This is a genomic window from Billgrantia sp. C5P2 (genome assembly GCF_051062895.2).
On record NZ_CM128542.1, the window covers coordinates 3,414,392 to 3,430,633 of the forward strand.

The window sequence follows — 16,242 nt, forward strand, 5'->3', positions numbered from 1 at the left end:
TTGACCACGCACTATTGAATACCTTGGGATCGATCCTGCCTCACTCAACCCCTGAGTTCCAACCAGGCAGGACCATTACCCTACAGCCTGTCAGAGTCCGAGCTTGTCTGCCATATCGTCTGTCGCCGCGCCGGGAGCCCGGCCTGCCCTGCAGAGCGAGAACGGCCTCAAGCAGCGACAAGAAGCCCGATGTTGAGCAGGGCCAAGCTTGCCAGCAGCGTTGCGACGTTGAGGCCCATCAGCGGCAGCAGCGGCCCCATTTGATCGCGCTCGACCTCGGGCGGCAGGCGCCAGAGTCCACGCATCAGCCAAGCCGCGGCCGGCAGCGTCAGCCACATCAGCCAGGCCGCGCCCGGCAGGGCCCCGGCCAGCCAGGCCAAGGGCACCACACCGAAGGCCAGCGCCAGCAACACCGCAACCAGCCGAGCGGCACGCTGTGGACCCAGGCGAATCGCCAGATGATCGCGCCCCACCCGTCGGTCGGCGTCGATGTCGGGCAACTGGTTGATCAGCAGCAGCGCGCTGACCATCAGCGTGGGAATCACCGCCGCCGCCACTGCCGTGGCCGTCAGCGTGCCGGTGAGCGCGTGATGGGCGCCCAGCACCATCAGCATGCCGAAGCCGGCTCCCGGCGCCAGCAGGCAGAGCCAGGGGCGGCGGGTCAACCAGCCGGTGTAGGCGACGACCAGGCCGAGCCCCAACAGGCCATAGAGCAGCATGACCGGGCCCGCACGCCACAGGAACCAGACACCGATCAGCACCACTCCCAGCAGGCAGGAAAGCGCCGCGGCACGCACCGCATCGGCGGCCTCAGGCCGTTCGGGCAGCGCACCGCTGCCGCCGGAGAACGGCGTGCGCTCGGTCATCTGGTCCAGGCCGGAGTAGAAATCGTGGTGCTCGTTGAACAGATTGACGGCCGCATGCGCCAGCAGGGCACCGAGCAGCACCAGCAGTGCATCGAGCACGGCAACCGGGTAACCGTCGGCTAGCGCCGAGGTGATCGCCAGCCCCGCGCACAGCGGCGCCAGGATCAGGAAGTTCGGCCGGCTGCTGCGCAGGCAGGTGCGCAGCAGCGATGCGTCAGCGGTGGTGTCGCTCATGGGCTGTCAGCCCAGGCGGGCGTTCAGCCAGGTAGCGATGTCGCCCACCTGCTGCGGGCACACGGCATGCGCCATCGGGTAGCTCTGGTAGTGGACCGGATAGCCCAGGGCCTGCAGGCGCTGGTAGGCCGCCTTGCCTAGCGATTCGGGCACGACTGGATCGAACGAACCGTGATGGATCTCGATCGGCAGCTCGCGGTTGGCTTCGGAGAGCGTAATGGAGTCGGCAGTGGCGAAGTAGGTCGACATCGCCAGCAGCCCACCCAGTGGCGCATCGAAGGAGAGTGCAGCCTGGTAGGCCACCGCCCCGCCCTGGGAGAAGCCGGCGAGAATGATGCGCCGACTGTCGATGCCGTGCCCGATCTGCTCCTGCACCAGTTCCTGGATGCGCTCCGCGGAGCTCACCAGCTGCTGGGTATCGACACGACGGTCGAGGCTCATCTCGTGAATGTCGTACCACGCCGGCATTACCATGCCGCCGTTGATGGTTACCGGCAGACGCGGCGCATGGGGCAGCACGAAGCGTACGTTGAGCCCCTGAGCCAGCGGCAGGGCCGGTACCAGGGGTTCGAAATCGTGACCATCGGCGCCCAGGCCGTGCAGGATGAAGACACATGCGTCGGCCGTACCGCTCTTCGGCTCGATGATCAGTTCGCCGGGATGGCTCATGGGGTTCTTCCGTGGTAATCGAAAAACGTCACCCTACCGCAAAGACATGTTCCCGGCGAGTGTGCCGCGCTGGCTTCGGCACGGGGCACTCTCAGAACGGCCATACCAGCGGAACCAGGATCAGCGCAACGACCGCGACCAACAGGTTGAGCAATCCGCCGACGCGCATGAAGTCGGCGAAGCGATAGCCGCCGGGGCCATGCACCATCAGGTTGGTCTGGTAGCCGATGGGCGTGAGGAAGCTCGCCGAGGCGGCAAACATCACGACGACCACGAAGGGCATCGGGTTGACACCGAGGCTCTCGGCACTGGCCATGACCACGGGGAAGGTGATTACCGCCGCGGCATTGTTGGTGACCAACTCGGTAAGCAGCGCCACCAGCAGGTAGGTGCCCACCAGCAGCAGCATGGGATTGCCATCGGCCAGGCCCAGCGCCAGCCCCGCCAGGGTGGAAGCCGCTCCCGAACTCTCCAGCGCGGCGCCCAGGCCGAACGAGGCGGCAATGGTCAGCAGCACCTGGGTGTCGAGCCCACGCTTGGCTCCACTCACCGAGCAGCAGCCGGTGGCGAGTGCCAGCACCGCCCCCAGCATGGCGGCGTTCATCATGCTCATGACACCGAAGGTGGCGAGCGCCACGACACCCGTGAGAATGCTCCAGGCCAGCCACGCCTTCTCGTGGTTGGGGCGCGCCGCGCCGTTGACCTGGCTGATCAGCAGGAAGTCCCGCGATTGGCGATGCCGCTCGATGAAGGGCGGGCGGGCTTCCAGCAGCAGTACGTCGGCGGGCTGCAGGCGTACCTGCCCAAGGTTGCCGGCCACCCGCTCGCCCCCGCGGCACACCGCCAGCACGGCCGCACCGTACAGGGTACGGAAGTGACCGTCGCGGATGCGCTTGCCTACGAACTGGCACTGGTCGGAGACCACGGCCTCCACCAGGCGCCGCTCCTTGAATTCCTTCTCCAGGCTCGACTCACCTTGCCGCGAAGGTACCAGACCGCGAACCTGCTGTAGCTCGACGGCCCCGTCGGAGGTACCGGCGAACACCAGGCGATCGCCACCCTTGAGGCGTTCCCCCGGGCCCACCACGCTGACCACGTTACCCTCGCGCTCAATCTCCACCAGGAACAGTTCACGCAGATGACGCAGCCCCGCTTCTTCCACGGTGCGGTCGACCAGCGGGCCGGCCGGGTCGACTTCCATCTCGATGGTGTATTCGCGAGGGTTCTCGAACACCGAAGCCGCACCACGGCGTGACGGCAGCAGGCGCGGCGCCACCAGGATCAGGTAGAGCGCACCGATCACGGCCACCGGCAGCCCCACCCAGGCGATGTCGAACAGCCCCATGGCCAGCTCCGGGTAGCGCTCCATCACCAGTCCGTGCACGACCAAATTGGTGCTGGTGCCGATCAGCGTGATGGTGCCGCCCAGTATCGAGGCAAAGCTGAGCGGCATCAGCAGCCGATGCGCTGGTAGCTGCAGGCGTCGGCTCCAGCTCAGCACCGCCGGGATGTAGGTGGCCACCACCGGGGTATTGTTGAGAAAGCCGCTGAGGGCGGCCACCGGGATCACCAGCCGCGCCAGCGCGCCGCTCTCGCTACGCGGCCGCCCCAGCACGTAGCGAATGATCAGGTCGATGCCACCGGTCTCGCGAATGCTCGCCACCAGCACGTACATGAAGGCCACGGTGAACAGGCCGGTGCTGGAGAAGCCACCCAGCGCCTGGGCCGGATCGATCACACCGAAGGTCAACAACAGGATGACCGCCCCCAGCAATACCATATCGGGGCCGAGGCGGGAGAACGCCATCAGTGGAAAGACAGCGAGGACGACGACAAGGGCGAGCCAGGCATCCAGCGGCATGGGAAAAGTCCGTACGCAAGAGAACGTTCGGGCTATTGTGCACTGGCAATACTTATTCTAAAAAGTTATTTTTAGAAATTCTTAAATAACTTTATCGAATAATGCTGGCCGCTGGCGGTAAACACTGCGCATACGAAAAAGGCCCGCACTGAGCGGGCCTTTTCTAACTGCTTGCGCAGTCACATCACGATCGAATGGCGATTAGCCGATGACCTTGATGTTGGAAGCCTGGAGGCCTTTCTTGCCCTGAGTGACGTCGAAGGAGACCTTCTGACCGTCCTGCAGAGTCTTGAAGCCGTCGGCTTGGATCTCGGAGAAGTGAGCGAACAGGTCGTCGCCGTTGTCGTCCGGAGAGATGAAGCCGAAGCCTTTGGTGTCGTTGAACCACTTCACAGTGCCAGTTGCCATTATCGAATTCCTCTAACAGCATTGATTTTCCGGGAGATACCCGAGTTGCAGTGGGTAAAACAAGAAACTTTTCACCGGGAAATCGACGCCATGAGCTTTTCGATGACCACTTGCGATGTTCGACTTGCTAACCAACTGCGCGCAGTTTGCGCTCTTCGCGCTCCCACGTCAATACTATTTTGCCTGTGTGTCAGGATTCTTACCACCACCAAGAATCCAGCTCGCCGCCTTCTCGGCGATCATCAGCGTCGGCGAGTTGGTGTTGCCGCTGGTGATGGTGGGCATGATGCTGGCATCCACCACTCTCAGCCCCGCCACACCGAGCACCCGCAGGCGCGAGTCCACCACCGCCATGGGGTCGTCGGGGCGGCCCATCTTGGCCGTGCCCACCGGATGAAAGATGGTGGTGCCGATGTCGCCGGCCAACCGCGCCAGTTCCTCGTCGCTCTGGTACTGCACACCGGGCTTGACCTCCTCCGGGCGGTACCTGGCGAAGGCCGGCTGCTCGGCGATGCGCCGCGTGACCCGCAGCGAATCCGCCGCCACGCGGCGATCCTCCTCGGTGCTGAGGTAGTTGGGCGAGATGGCCGGGGCCTGGTGCGGGTCGCGGCTCTTGATGCGCACGCTGCCACGGCTGGTGGGGTTGAGATTGCACACGCTGGCAGTGATCGCCGGGAAGTCGTGCAGCGGCTGGCCGAAGGCCTCCAGGCTAAGCGGCTGAACGTGGTACTCGATGTTGGGATGCTCGTAGGCCTCGCTGCTGCGGGTGAAGATGCACAGCTGCGAAGGCGCCATGCTCATGGGCCCGGTGCGCCGCAGCAGGTACTCCATACCGATTTTCGCCTTGCCCAGCCACGAGGCGGCGAGGGTGTTGAGGGTCTTGGCGCCCGTGACCCGGTAGACGGAACGAATCTGCAGGTGATCCTGCAGGTTCTCGCCGACGCCGGGCAGTTCGTGCACCAGCGGGATGCCGTGCTCGGCCAGGAGATCCGCCGGGCCGATGCCCGAAAGCTGCAGCAGTTGCGGCGAGCCGATGGCCCCGGCGGCCAGGATCACTTCACGCTTCGCTTTGACCTGAACGATGGCGCCGTCGCGCTCGAGTTCGACGCCGGTGGCGCGGGGCCCTCCCCCCTCTTCGGTTTCGAACAGCAACCGGTGCACCTGGGAGGAATGCCACAGGGTGAAGTTGCCACGCTTCTCGCAGGCCGGGCGCAGGAAGGCCTTGGCCGCGTTCCAGCGCCAGCCGTCACGCTGGTTGACCTCGAAGTAGTCGACGCCCTCGTTGTCGCCGCGGTTGAAGTCACGGGTGCGCGGAATGCCGGCCTGCACCGCCGCTTCGGCGAAGTCGTCGAGCACCTCCCACTTGAGCCGCTGTTTCTCCACCCGCCACTCGCCACCGTGTCCGTGGTAGTCGCGGTGGGCGGCATCGGCGTCACCGCCGGGATCGAGGCGATAGTGGTCTTCGTGCTTGATGAAGTCGGCCAGGCAGCTCTCCCAGCGCCAGGCATCGTCGCCCACCACCTCCGCCCAGCCGTCGTAGTCGCGGGCCTGGCCACGCATGTAGATCATGCCGTTGATGCTGGAGCAACCGCCCAGGGTCTTGCCGCGCGGGTAGATCAGCGAGCGCCCGTTGAGTCCCTTGTCGGGCTCGGTGCGAAAGCACCAGTCGGTGCGCGGATTGTTGATGCAGTAGAGGTAACCCACCGGGATGTGGACCCAGTGATAGCTATCGCGACCGCCCGCCTCGATCAGTAGCACCCGGTTGGCGGAATCGGCGCTCAGGCGGTTGGCCAGCAGGCAGCCGGCGGTGCCGGCACCCACCACGATATAGTCGAATTCCTGCTCTGCCATGGCATGTTCTCTCTCGATGGTTCGGGCTCGGCGAGCCGGGCCAGACCATGCATCGTTGTTATGTCGTGGGTTCAGACTACCGCGACGCGTGCCAGGATCAATTGAGTAATAACAAAGCCAGATATAAGCTTCGCTCATATCACTCACTTGCGTGGCCAGCCCGCATGCACGATCCCCAGGCCCTGCGTGCCTTCGTCACCGTGGCCCGTGAAGGCAGCGTCTCCCGGGCCGCCGAACGGCTGCACCTGACCCAACCCGCCGTGAGCCTCAAGCTCAAGCACTTCCAGGAGGAGCTGGAGCTGACGCTGTTCCGCCGCCGCCCCCAGGGGCTTGCGCTGACCGCCGATGGCCAGGCCCTGCTGCCGGCGGCGGAGCGCGCGCTGGCCGCCATGGCCGCCTTCGAGCAGAGCGCCCGCGCCCTGCACAGCACACTGCACGGCAGGCTGCGCATCGGCACCATCGTCGACCCCGAGTTCATTCGCCTCGGCGCCTTCCTGCACCGCCTGGTGGAGCGCGCCCCGCAACTCGAGACCGAACTACAGCACGGCATGAGCGGCAGCGTACTGGAGTGGATACGTCGCGATGAGCTCGACGTCGGCTTCTTCCTCGCGCCACCCGGGGAAGGGCCTGGGGCGGAAGCGCCGGAGATCGCTCACCGCGAGCTGACCCACTTCCACTATCACGTGGTCGCCCCGCCGGGCTGGGGCAGCCGCGTGGCCAACACCGCCTGGGCAAGCCTCGCCGCCCTACCCTGGATCGTCACGCCGGCCCTTTCGGCCCATCACCGGCTGCTGCGTGGCGTGCTCGATCCGCTCGGCCTGACGCCCAACGGCGTGGCCCAAGTGGACCAGGAGGCCTGCATGCTCGACCTGGTACGCGCCGGCGTTGGGCTCAGCCTGGCCCGTGACGCCCTGGCCATGGCCGAGCGCCAGGAGCGCGGACTGACGGTGGTCGAGGAGTTGCGCCTGCCCTGCGCGCTGTGCTTCGTGTGGCAGCGCAAGCGCAGCGATGAACCCACCATCGCGGCGGTACTGGAAGTGCTGGAGAGCGTGTGGGGCGGCCTGCCCTGAACAAAGAGCCCGCCGCGAATGACGCGCCGGGCCCTGTGTGTTACGTCTGTTCGCTTTCTCGATCGCCTGGTCTCGATAGCTTGTTTTCGATGGCTTGGGGCGTCGCCGGGGTCGCCCCCGGCGAGCAGGCTCAGTCGCGCTCCACGTCGGTCACACCGCTCTCGCCCTGCTGACTGCGCACCTCGATCTCGCGGCCGTCGGCGTCGCGACCCTCGATCTCGATGCGGCCGTCGCGGTCGACCTGGATCTCGTCGAATTCGGCCAGGCCTTCGGCCACCGCCGCCTCCATGGCCATGCGGACATCGTCCTCGCTCATGCCCCAGGCCTCGCCATCGCGGCGGTTGCGCTCCTCTTCGAGAGTCTCGCCATTCTCCAGCGACAGGCGCACCTCGGCCTGCCACTCTTCATCGAGCCAGCCCTCTATCTCGACACTGTCGCGGCCCTTGGCCTCGATTTCCTGATAGTGCTGGAAGCCGAAGGATGTGGCCCGCTCCAGCACCTCATCGAGGCGATCCGTCGCCAAGCTGCCATTGTCGGCCTGCACCGTGGTGCCGGCGAGCATCAGGGTGGCCAGTGAGCCGATCAGGATCATCTTGCGTTTCATGGGTAGTGCCTCCATTCATGGTCACGTTCTAGGTGCCCCGTTCGGGGAACAGGTCAAGTTTTACCAGCGGCCACCTTGCCCGAAGCTGACGGCGACGTTCATGCTGTGTTCATGTCAGGCCCGGCATCCTTGCGACATGACAACACGCTTCCTTCGATCACTGCCTTCCCGCTGGCGCGCGGCGACCGACCGTCGAGTGCTGGGCATCCTGTTGCTGTCGGCGCTCTTGGGCCTGACGGCGAGCCATGGCCTGGCCGACGATCACTGGCGCGACCTCCACGACGCGGTTCGCAGCGGCCGATTGGTCGCCCTACCCGAGATCCTCGACTGGCTCGAAGCGCGCTACGAGGGGCAGGTGCTCGAGGTGGAGCTGGAGCGCGACGACGGTCGAACGACCTACGAGGTGGAGATGCTCGGTCCCCAGGGCCAGGTGGTGGAGTTCGAGTTCGACGCCGAAAGCGGCGAACTGATCGGCATGGAAGGCGTCAACATCGACGGCATGCGGCGCAAGGAGGAGGCGCAATGAAGGTGTTGCTGGTGGAGGATGACGCCGCGCTGGCCGAGGCGTTGACGGAGGCATTGCACGAGGCCGGGGTGCTGGTCGAGCGGGCCGCCAGCGGCAGCGAGGCCGATTTCCTGGTGCGCACCGAAGCCTACGATGCCGTGATCCTCGACCTGGGGCTGCCCGACGGCGACGGCAGCCGCTGGCTCGCCGAGTGGCGGGGAGACGCCATCGAACTGCCGGTGCTGGTGCTGACCGCCCGCACCCGTTGGGCGGACAAGGCCGCCGGCTTCTCCGCCGGCGCCGACGACTACGTCACCAAGCCGTTCGAGACTGCAGAGGTGCTGTTCCGCCTGCGCGCCCTGGTCCGCCGCAGCCACGGCCACGCCCACCCGGTGCTGCGCATCGGCGAGCTGGCCTTCGATACCCATACCGGTAGCGTCAGCCTGGCCGGCCGCCCGGTGAGCCTGACCGCCCAGGAGTCAAGGTTGCTCGCCTATCTGGCCCACGCCGCCCCGCGGGTGGTCAGCCGCAGCGAGCTCGCCGAGCACGTCTACGACCGCGACCACGAGCCCGACTCCAACGTCATCGATGTCCAGATCAGCCGCCTGCGCCGCAAGCTGGGCGCCGAGCGAATCGAGACCCGTCGCGGCCAGGGCTACCGGCTCATCGGCGACGCCGAGGCCTCATGAACCGGCTAAGCCGATTGTCGCTGGCCAGCCGACTGATACTGGCCACCCTGCTGGTCCTGGCGGTTACCCTGCCGCTGGCCGGCATCGGCCTCGCCCAGCATTTCCGCACCACCGCCACCGACGCCTTCGATCGCCAGTTGGAGGCGCTGCTCAACGTGGTGATCGCCGGGCTCGCCTGGGACAACGTGCAGCAACGGCTGGTGCAGGAGCGTAACCTCGGCGACCCGCGCTTCGAACAAGTCTTCTCCGGCTGGTACTGGCAGGTCAGCGATGGCGCCGATCGGGTGCTGACCTCGCGTTCGCTATGGGATCAGCGCCTGGCCGTACGCGAATCGACGGGGGTGGTCCGGCATGACATGGAGGGACCGCGCGGTGCACCGCTGCGGGTCGTCGAGCGCGACATCCATCTGGCCCCGCTCGAGGCGCCGCTGCACGTCAGCGTGGCGGCGCCGCGGGAGACGCTGGATCTCGAGCTGGATCGCTTCTCCCGGCTGGTGGCACTGTCGCTCGCCGGCCTGGGCCTGCTGGTACTCATCATGCTGGCACTACAGGTGCGCTGGGGCCTGGCACCGCTGCGGCGCATGCAGGCCGACCTGGTGCAAGTAGAGAACGGCGACGCCGAACGGCTCGATACCCGCCTGCCCGCCGAGCTGGCTCGACTTGCCGGCGCCACGAATGCCGTGCTGGCCCGTGACCGGCGCCTGATGGAGCATGCCCGCCATGCCGCCGGGAACCTGGCTCACGCTCTCAAGACCCCGGTGAGCGTCCTGACCACCCTCGCCGATGGCATCGAGGAGCCACGCCGTACCAGGATGCGCGACGAGCTCGGACGCATCGACGACGCCGTGCGCCATCACCTGGCCCGTGCCACCGCGGCGGGCGACGTCGGCCTGGCCCCCAAGGTTGCAGTAGCCGAGGTGCTGGCCCCCATTCTCGACGGCCTGGGGCGGCTTGCCGGCCGCCGCGGCGTAAAACTCGAGCACAGCCTGGCGGATGGCCTGCGCGTGCGTATGGCGCACCAGGATCTTCAGGAACTCGTCGGCAACCTGCTAGACAACGCCCTGCGCTGGGCTAACGGTCATGTTCGCCTGGAGGGGCTTACCGGGGACGACGGGATCTGGCTCTGCGTGGAAGACGACGGCCCGGGCATGGACGAGACGCAGCGCGGGGCCGCCATGGCTCGCGGCTCACGCCTGGACGAGCGGCGCTCCGGCAACGGCCTGGGGCTGGCCATCGTCGCCGACCTGGTGGCGCTGCACGGCGGCCGGCTGCAACTGGATGCCTCTCGCCTGGGAGGGCTGTCTGCCCGAGTGTGGCTGCCGGCTCGGCCGCTTGCCGAGGTTCCGGCAGCAGTGGACTAGACCCCTTTCACCAATCGTGCCGCTTCCCGCCGCCGCTTGAGTTCGTAGACGGCGGCGAACAGCACGGTGATCAGGATCAGGATCAGCCCCAGGGCATTGACCGCCGGGGTCAGCCCAGTGCGTACCTTGGAAGCGATGTAGACCGTCAGCGTGGTGTCGTAGCCCACCACGAACAGGGTGGTGTTGTAGTTCTCGAAGGATTGCAGGAAGGCGATCACCGCCGCCGAATAGAGCGCCGGCTTGAGGTACGGCAGCAGGATGCGGCGGAACATCTGCCACTGACTGGCGCCGAGATCGAGCGCCGCGCTCTCCATGGTGCGGTCGAAGCGCTGCAGGCGCGCGGTGACCATCAGCATCACGTAGGCGGCGATGAAGGTGGCTTGGCCCAGCACGGTGAGAAAGATGCCGCCGCTGACGCCGAACTGGCGCCAGAAGATCAGCGTCGAGATGCCGATGATCACGCCGGGCGTGAGCAGCGGCGAGAGGATCAGCGCATACAGGAACGGCTTGGCTCGGCTCGACACCGTATTGAGGAACAGCGCCGTGGCGATGCCGATGGGCACGGCGACGATCAGCACGCCGGTCGCCACGATCAGGCTGTTGCCGAGTGCCTGCCACATGCCGCCGTCGGCGGCGAGTTCGCCGAACCAGCGCAGGGTGGTACCGTCCCACGGCGTTACCGTGGGAAAGCGGCTGTCGTTGAAGGTGGCCGCCGCCATGATCAGCAGCGGCAGGAACAGATAGGCGAAGAAGATCACCACATAGAAGCGCAGGCCGAAGGCCAGGAAGCGCTGCGAACTCATCTTCCAATATCTCCCAAGCCGACCTTGAAGAACTTCATGACCAATGACATGAAGCCGATGCACAGCACCAGCAGCAGGAAGGCATAGGCCGCGCCCTGGTTCCAGTTGCCGCCCTCGAAGAACCAGTTGTAGATGATCTGGGTGAACCAGCGGCTGCCCGGCGAGCCGAGCAGCGCCGGCACGGCGTAGCTGCCCGCGGCCAGCATGAAGGTCATGATGCAGCCGGTGGCGATGCCCGGCTTGGCATGGGGAATGACGATGCGTCGATGGGTACGCACGGTGCCGGCGCCGAGATCGCGAGCCGCCCGCACCTGGTTGTCGTCGAGGCTCTCGATGGCGTTGTAGACCGGAAACACCATGAACAGGATGTAGGCGTAGACCATGCCCACCATGACCCCACCGTTGCCACTGAGGAAGCGGATCGGCCGCTCGATCAGCCCCAGCGCCATCAGCACCTCGTTGAGCGGGCCGCGAAACGCCAGGATGATGAACCAGGAGTAGGTACGCAGGATCTCGTTGATCCAGAACGGCACGATCAACAGCAGGATGCACAGGGCCGCCTGGCGCGGGGTGGCCACCTTGGCCAGGTACCAGGCCAGCGGATAGCTCACCGCCAGCGTCAGCAGCGTGACCAGTACGCTCGACCAGATCGTCTTGAAGAAGATGGCACGGTGGATGTCGTTGTTGAACAGCGTGGCATAGTTCGCCAGCGTGAACCGGTCCTCGGGCCCGCCGATCTGGGCCGGCAGCAGGTTGGGCTTGAGCGAATACTCGATCATCTGCAACTGCGGCAACGTCACCATCACGATCAGCCAGATCCCCAGCAAGGTGACGATGGCCATGGCCAGCGGCCCGCCGAAGCGTGCTTGCAGCTGCCTAAACATGGGCACCCTCCAACACCTCGCCGGTTTCCTCGTCGAGCACCGGGCTGCCATCGTCGGGCAGCACCACGGCATCGGCCGGATCAAAGCCGAAGGTCATGCGCTGGCCCACGGCGAGCGCACCGGCCTGGCCGCGCGACACCTCGTGGCCCAGCTGCACGCGCAGCTTCTCGCCCGAGGCGACCAGGCGCGTCTCGAGCATGACCCAGGCGCCCTCGAAGTGCACCGCCTCGATCTCGGTGTCGAAGCTGGGGCCTGCTACGCCTGTCGCTAACGGGCGCAGGTACTCGGGGCGCACGAACAGAACCGCCGCCTCACCGTTGGCCAGGCGTGTTTCGCTGCTCGCCCGGCCGGCCAGCTCACCCAGGGCGCCACCATCGAGGCGCACCCGCTCGCCTTCGCGGTCGATCACGCGAGCCTGGATGCGGTTGTTCTCGCCGACGAAGGCGGCAACGAAGCCGGTGGCCGGCTCGCGGTAGAGCGTCATGGGGTCGGCGACCTGCTGGATACGCCCCGCCGACATCACCGCGACCCGGTCGGACATGGTCAACGCCTCGCCCTGGTCGTGAGTGATATAGATAAAGGTAATACCGGTCTTGCGCTGGATCGCCTTGAGCTCGGCGCGCATGTGCTGGCGCAGCTTGAGGTCGAGCGCCGAAAGCGGCTCGTCGAGCAGCAGCACCCGCGGCTCCACCGCCAGTGCTCGGGCGATGGCCACGCGCTGCTTCTGTCCGCCCGAAAGCTCAGTCACCCTCTTCGGCCCGCTGCCTTCCAGTGCCACCAGTGCCAGCAACCGCTCGGAGACCTCGCGCCGCTTGCGCTTGTCGACGCCGCGCACCTCGAGGCCGAATTCGATGTTCTCGAACACGGTCATCAGCGGAAACAGCGCCAGATTCTGGAAGATCATCGCTGTGGGCCGGCGGTTCACCGGTACCCCGGCCATGGGTTCGCCGCCGATGACAACCTGCCCTTCGCTCGGGGCCAGAAACCCGCTAATGATGTTGAGCAGGGTGGTCTTGCCGCAGCCCGATGGGCCGAGAAAGCTGAAGAATTCGCCCGAGCCTATCGCAAGCGAAGTCTTCTCGATGGCGGTGAAGTCGCCGAAGCGCATCACCACCTCGTCCAGTTTGACGCTACCGTCCATTCATACCTCATACACAAGATCGCCGCTACGCGGCTAAAAGAGCGAAGCTGGAAGAGCGGCGCTACGCGCCTGGAAGAGAAAAGCTAGAAGAAGGAAGAGTTCGCCTTCCCTCTGCCCTCTTATCTCTGCCCTCTTCCCTCTTCCCTCTTCCCTCTTATTTCTTATCTCTTTATCCGGCGCTTTATGCCGATAGGTAGCGATCCTGATACTCATTCCGCAGCGCCACGTACCACGGCTCCTGGATCGGCCACCACCACAGGTTGGCGAGGTCCTGCTCGGTATAGGAGTCGGTGAAGAACTGGCGCGTCTCGTCGGGCAGCAGCTCGGTGGCCCCCTTGGAGGTGGAGTTGTAGCCGGTCGCCTTGACGAACAGGGCGCCCGCCTCCGGCGTGTAGTACCAGTTGATCAGCTCGTAGACGGCGTCCGGGTTCTGGGCGTTCTTGGGAATCACGAAGCCTTCCATCCACGCCAACGCTCCCTCCTTCGGCGCGCCATAGGCGATGTCCTCCCCTTCCTGCTGCAGGCGGAAAGCGGTGGAGTCCCAGGTCTGGCCGATAATGGCGCCATTGGTGCGGAAGGCCGCCTGGGCGTCGTTCTCGGTATCCCAGAACTGCACCAGCATGTGCTTGTGCTTGACCGCCTCCTCCAGGATGACATCGAAGTTGGCGCGCATGGCCTCCTCGCTCTTGTAGGAGTCGAGCAGCGGGTGCGGCAGCCGGCCCTCGCGCTCCAGCCACAGGCCGATGCCCACCAGTGCCGAATGACCCCGCACGGTCACGCCCTGGCCATGCTCGGGGTTCCACAGATCGGCGTAGCTGAGGTTGGCGCGATCGACCTTGGCGTCGCGGCGATTCCAGGTGATCGCCTCTGTACCCCAGTCGCTGGGCGCGAAATAGCGCTTGCCGTCGACGACGCCGCCCACCTCGGAGCCCTCGATGGCGCTGTCGAGCGCCCCGGCCCAGTTGATGCGCGATTCGTCCAGCGGCTGCACCAGGTCGTAATCCAGGTAGCCCGGTACCCGGTCCACGGTGGGCATGATCACGTCGAAGCCGGTGCCGTCGGTGGCCCGCAGCGAGTTCATCAGTTCGTCGTTGGTGCCATAGGGGGTGAAGGTCGCACGGATACCGGTCTTCTCGGTGAAGTCGGCCAGCATTTCATCGGTGAAGTAGCCCGCCCAGGCATAGATACGCAGGGTCTGCTCCTGGGCCAGTACCTTGTTGATATAGAACGACGGCACGGTGGCAGCAGCGCCAGCAGCCAGGGTGCCTTTGAGGAAACGGCGACGTGTGAACGACATGACGGGTTCTCCATGAGGGTCTTGCACAGGGTGACAGGGGTCAGCGGGACCTGGCCCCCGACCCTTATCGCGCGACTCCATGACGATGGGATGAACATTGAATGACCGTTCAATCCTCATGTAACAAAGAGTAGCAGCCCCTCAGGAAAAGACCGTAAGCACTTTCAACGCTTTTTCGCCCATACCGGCGCCTCCGAGCCGGCTTGCTAACAGTGCTTAACTTGCCTGGATGGCCACCTTCAGCACGCCATCGCGCTGGTGCGAGAAGAGATCGTACGCCTCGACGATGTCTTCCAGCGCATAGCGGTGGGTCACCATGGGGCCGAGATCCAGTCGCCCGGTTTCGATCACCTGCATCAGGCGACGCATGCGCTCCTTGCCGCCCGGGCACAGCGAGGTGACGATCTTGTGGTCGCCGAGGCCGGCGCAGAACGCACCGAGCGGAATGGTGAGATCGCCGGAGTAGACGCCCAGGCTCGACAGGGTGCCGCCCGGCTTGAGCACCCGCAGCGCCGCTTCGAAGGTGGACTGCAGCCCGAGCGCTTCGATGGAAGCGTCCACGCCACGTCCGCCGGTCAAGCGCAGGATCTCCTCGACCACGTCGACCTTGCGGAAATCGAGGGTGATGTCCGCACCCATCTGACGCGCCATGGCCAGGCGCTCATCGACGCCGTCCACGGCGATGATCAGCCCGGCGCCGCGCAGCCTGGCCCCCGCGGTGGCGCACAGGCCTATCGGCCCCTGGGCGAATACCGCCACGCTGTCACCGATCCTGATGCCCGCCGACTCTGCGCCGGCAAAACCGGTCGACATGATGTCGGGGCACATCAGCACCTGCTCGTCGGTCAGCCCGTCGGGCACCGGGGCCAGGTTGGCCTGGGCGTCGGGCACCAGCAGGTACTCCGCCTGGGCGCCATCGATGGTGTTGCCGAAGCGCCAGCCGCCCATGGGCTTGTAACCGTGGGAATGGTGGCCACCATCCTGGGCGCTGCAGCCGTCCTGGCAGGCATAGGAGGTAAAGCTGGGGCAGATGGCACCGGCGATGACCCGCTGCCCTTCCTGATACCCCTTGACGTTGGCGCCCAGCTTCTCGATCACGCCCACCGGCTCGTGACCGATCGTCAGCCCCCTCTCGACCGGGTACTCGCCCTTGAGAATGTGCACGTCGGTGCCGCAGATGGTGGTGGTCGTGACGCGAACCAGGGCGTCGTTGGGGCCGATGTCCGGGATGGGCTTGTCGTCGATCTCGATACGGCCGGGCTCGACGAAGATCGCGGCTTTCATCATGGCAGGCATGGCGTGGCTTCCTGTTGTCGTCTGATTGACGAAGATGACTCCCTACGGAAACTATCGGTCACTGGCAGCCCAATCACCTTGACACAGGTCAAGGCAACCCAGACGACCACCACCACGCACCACCCATTCACATCAACGTCGCCTACCGTCGGATGGCCATTGCCAGCCAGCCACAGGTTGATTTGATCAACGCTCGAACGGGAGGAAAGTGCCAGACTGACGATTGACCAGGCGAACCGAGGAGACACCCATGACGACCCATACCGGCCTGTCCGCCGAGGCCGCAGTGCTGGAACAGCTGGAAAGCTGGACAGACGCGGTGCGAGCCCAGGATATCGACGCCATCGTTGCGCACTATGCCGCGGATATCGTCGCCTTCGATGCGATAACGAAGCTGCAATTCAAGGGAGTGGAGGCCTACCGCGACCACTGGTTAACGTGCATGGAGATGTGTCCTGGGCCAATGGTCTTCGAGCTGCATGAGGTGATGATCCATGCCGATGACCAAGTGGCCTTCTGCCATGCCCTGCATCGCTGCGGTGGCACCAACGACAAGGGAGAGCCCCAGACGGGTTGGCTACGCATGACCAGCGGCTACCGGCGCATCGAGGGCGAGTGGAAGATAGTGCACGAGCACTTTTCCGTCCCGTTCGACATGCAAAGCGGCAAGGCGTTGTCCGACCTTGAGCCCTGAGGTCCGCGT

The 16,242-nt window shown here is 65.6% G+C and carries 16 protein-coding genes; 5 read left to right on the forward strand and 11 right to left on the reverse strand.

Annotation, left to right across the window (positions count from 1 at the left end; translation table 11 throughout):
* Positions 1-167: 167 nt before the first annotated feature.
* From ACRWQA_RS15705 to ACRWQA_RS15725, 5 genes are all read right to left on the reverse strand, one after another.
* Positions 168-1,100: a prenyltransferase gene (locus ACRWQA_RS15705; RefSeq protein ID WP_434228198.1), complete on the reverse strand. Its 933-nt coding sequence runs from the start codon at positions 1,098-1,100 to the stop codon at positions 168-170.
* Between the two features lie 6 nt (positions 1,101-1,106).
* Positions 1,107-1,769 carry an alpha/beta hydrolase gene (locus ACRWQA_RS15710; protein ID WP_263582979.1) on the reverse strand — a complete coding sequence of 221 codons (663 nt, stop codon included), beginning with the start codon at positions 1,767-1,769 and terminating at the stop codon, positions 1,107-1,109.
* Between the two features lie 91 nt (positions 1,770-1,860).
* A complete protein-coding gene (locus ACRWQA_RS15715; protein ID WP_263582978.1) occupies positions 1,861-3,630 on the reverse strand; it encodes an SLC13 family permease in 1,770 nt (589 codons plus the stop codon).
* 201 nt (positions 3,631-3,831) lie between these two features.
* Positions 3,832-4,038 carry a cold-shock protein gene (locus ACRWQA_RS15720; protein WP_010629501.1) on the reverse strand — a complete coding sequence of 69 codons (207 nt, stop codon included), beginning with the start codon at positions 4,036-4,038 and terminating at the stop codon, positions 3,832-3,834.
* A gap of 174 nt (positions 4,039-4,212) precedes the next feature.
* Positions 4,213-5,889 (reverse strand): GMC family oxidoreductase, encoded by a 1,677-nt coding sequence (locus ACRWQA_RS15725; RefSeq protein ID WP_434228201.1) that lies wholly within the window; start codon positions 5,887-5,889, stop codon positions 4,213-4,215.
* A gap of 164 nt (positions 5,890-6,053) precedes the next feature.
* On the opposite strand from ACRWQA_RS15725, the gene ACRWQA_RS15730 reads away from it, so the two are divergent.
* The gene (locus ACRWQA_RS15730; RefSeq protein WP_263582976.1) at positions 6,054-6,959 is read left to right on the forward strand and encodes a LysR family transcriptional regulator; all 906 of its coding nucleotides are present in this window, start codon (positions 6,054-6,056) and stop codon (positions 6,957-6,959) included.
* Between the two features lie 130 nt (positions 6,960-7,089).
* Here ACRWQA_RS15730 and ACRWQA_RS15735 read toward each other — a convergent pair whose 3' ends face one another.
* Entirely contained in the window at positions 7,090-7,563 is a 474-nt protein-coding gene (locus ACRWQA_RS15735; RefSeq protein WP_434228203.1) for a PepSY domain-containing protein, read from the reverse strand.
* 136 nt (positions 7,564-7,699) lie between these two features.
* Here ACRWQA_RS15735 and ACRWQA_RS15740 point away from each other — a divergent pair, with 136 nt between their 5' ends.
* Genes ACRWQA_RS15740 through ACRWQA_RS15750 form a run of 3 tightly spaced genes read left to right on the forward strand, consistent with a single transcriptional unit; the run spans position 7,700 to position 10,118 of the window.
* A complete protein-coding gene (locus ACRWQA_RS15740; protein ID WP_434228204.1) occupies positions 7,700-8,089 on the forward strand; it encodes a PepSY domain-containing protein in 390 nt (129 codons plus the stop codon).
* Entirely contained in the window at positions 8,086-8,757 is a 672-nt protein-coding gene (locus ACRWQA_RS15745; protein ID WP_263582973.1) for a response regulator transcription factor, read from the forward strand. The genes ACRWQA_RS15740 and ACRWQA_RS15745 overlap by 4 nt, the downstream gene beginning before the upstream one ends.
* A complete protein-coding gene (locus tag ACRWQA_RS15750; protein ID WP_434228206.1) occupies positions 8,754-10,118 on the forward strand; it encodes an ATP-binding protein in 1,365 nt (454 codons plus the stop codon). The genes ACRWQA_RS15745 and ACRWQA_RS15750 overlap by 4 nt, the downstream gene beginning before the upstream one ends.
* On the opposite strand, the gene ACRWQA_RS15755 is transcribed toward ACRWQA_RS15750, so the two are convergent.
* The 5 genes from ACRWQA_RS15755 to ACRWQA_RS15775 all read right to left on the reverse strand — a co-directional run bounded on the left by ACRWQA_RS15755 (position 10,115) and on the right by ACRWQA_RS15775 (position 15,539).
* Entirely contained in the window at positions 10,115-10,921 is an 807-nt protein-coding gene (locus ACRWQA_RS15755; protein ID WP_434228208.1) for an ABC transporter permease, read from the reverse strand. The genes ACRWQA_RS15750 and ACRWQA_RS15755 overlap by 4 nt on opposite strands.
* Positions 10,918-11,805 (reverse strand): ABC transporter permease, encoded by an 888-nt coding sequence (locus ACRWQA_RS15760; protein ID WP_263582970.1) that lies wholly within the window; start codon positions 11,803-11,805, stop codon positions 10,918-10,920. Before ACRWQA_RS15760 ends, ACRWQA_RS15755 begins: the two co-directional genes overlap by 4 nt.
* Positions 11,798-12,946, reverse strand: coding sequence for an ABC transporter ATP-binding protein (locus ACRWQA_RS15765; RefSeq protein WP_434228211.1), 1,149 nt, complete (start codon positions 12,944-12,946; stop codon positions 11,798-11,800). Before ACRWQA_RS15765 ends, ACRWQA_RS15760 begins: the two co-directional genes overlap by 8 nt.
* A 181-nt stretch (positions 12,947-13,127) precedes the next feature.
* Positions 13,128-14,243, reverse strand: coding sequence for an extracellular solute-binding protein (locus ACRWQA_RS15770; RefSeq protein WP_263582968.1), 1,116 nt, complete (start codon positions 14,241-14,243; stop codon positions 13,128-13,130).
* 216 nt (positions 14,244-14,459) lie between these two features.
* The gene (locus tag ACRWQA_RS15775; RefSeq protein WP_263582967.1) at positions 14,460-15,539 is read right to left on the reverse strand and encodes an NAD(P)-dependent alcohol dehydrogenase; all 1,080 of its coding nucleotides are present in this window, start codon (positions 15,537-15,539) and stop codon (positions 14,460-14,462) included.
* Between the two features lie 250 nt (positions 15,540-15,789).
* On the opposite strand from ACRWQA_RS15775, the gene ACRWQA_RS15780 reads away from it, so the two are divergent.
* Positions 15,790-16,233 (forward strand): YybH family protein, encoded by a 444-nt coding sequence (locus tag ACRWQA_RS15780; RefSeq protein ID WP_263582966.1) that lies wholly within the window; start codon positions 15,790-15,792, stop codon positions 16,231-16,233.
* Positions 16,234-16,242 lie beyond the last annotated feature (9 nt).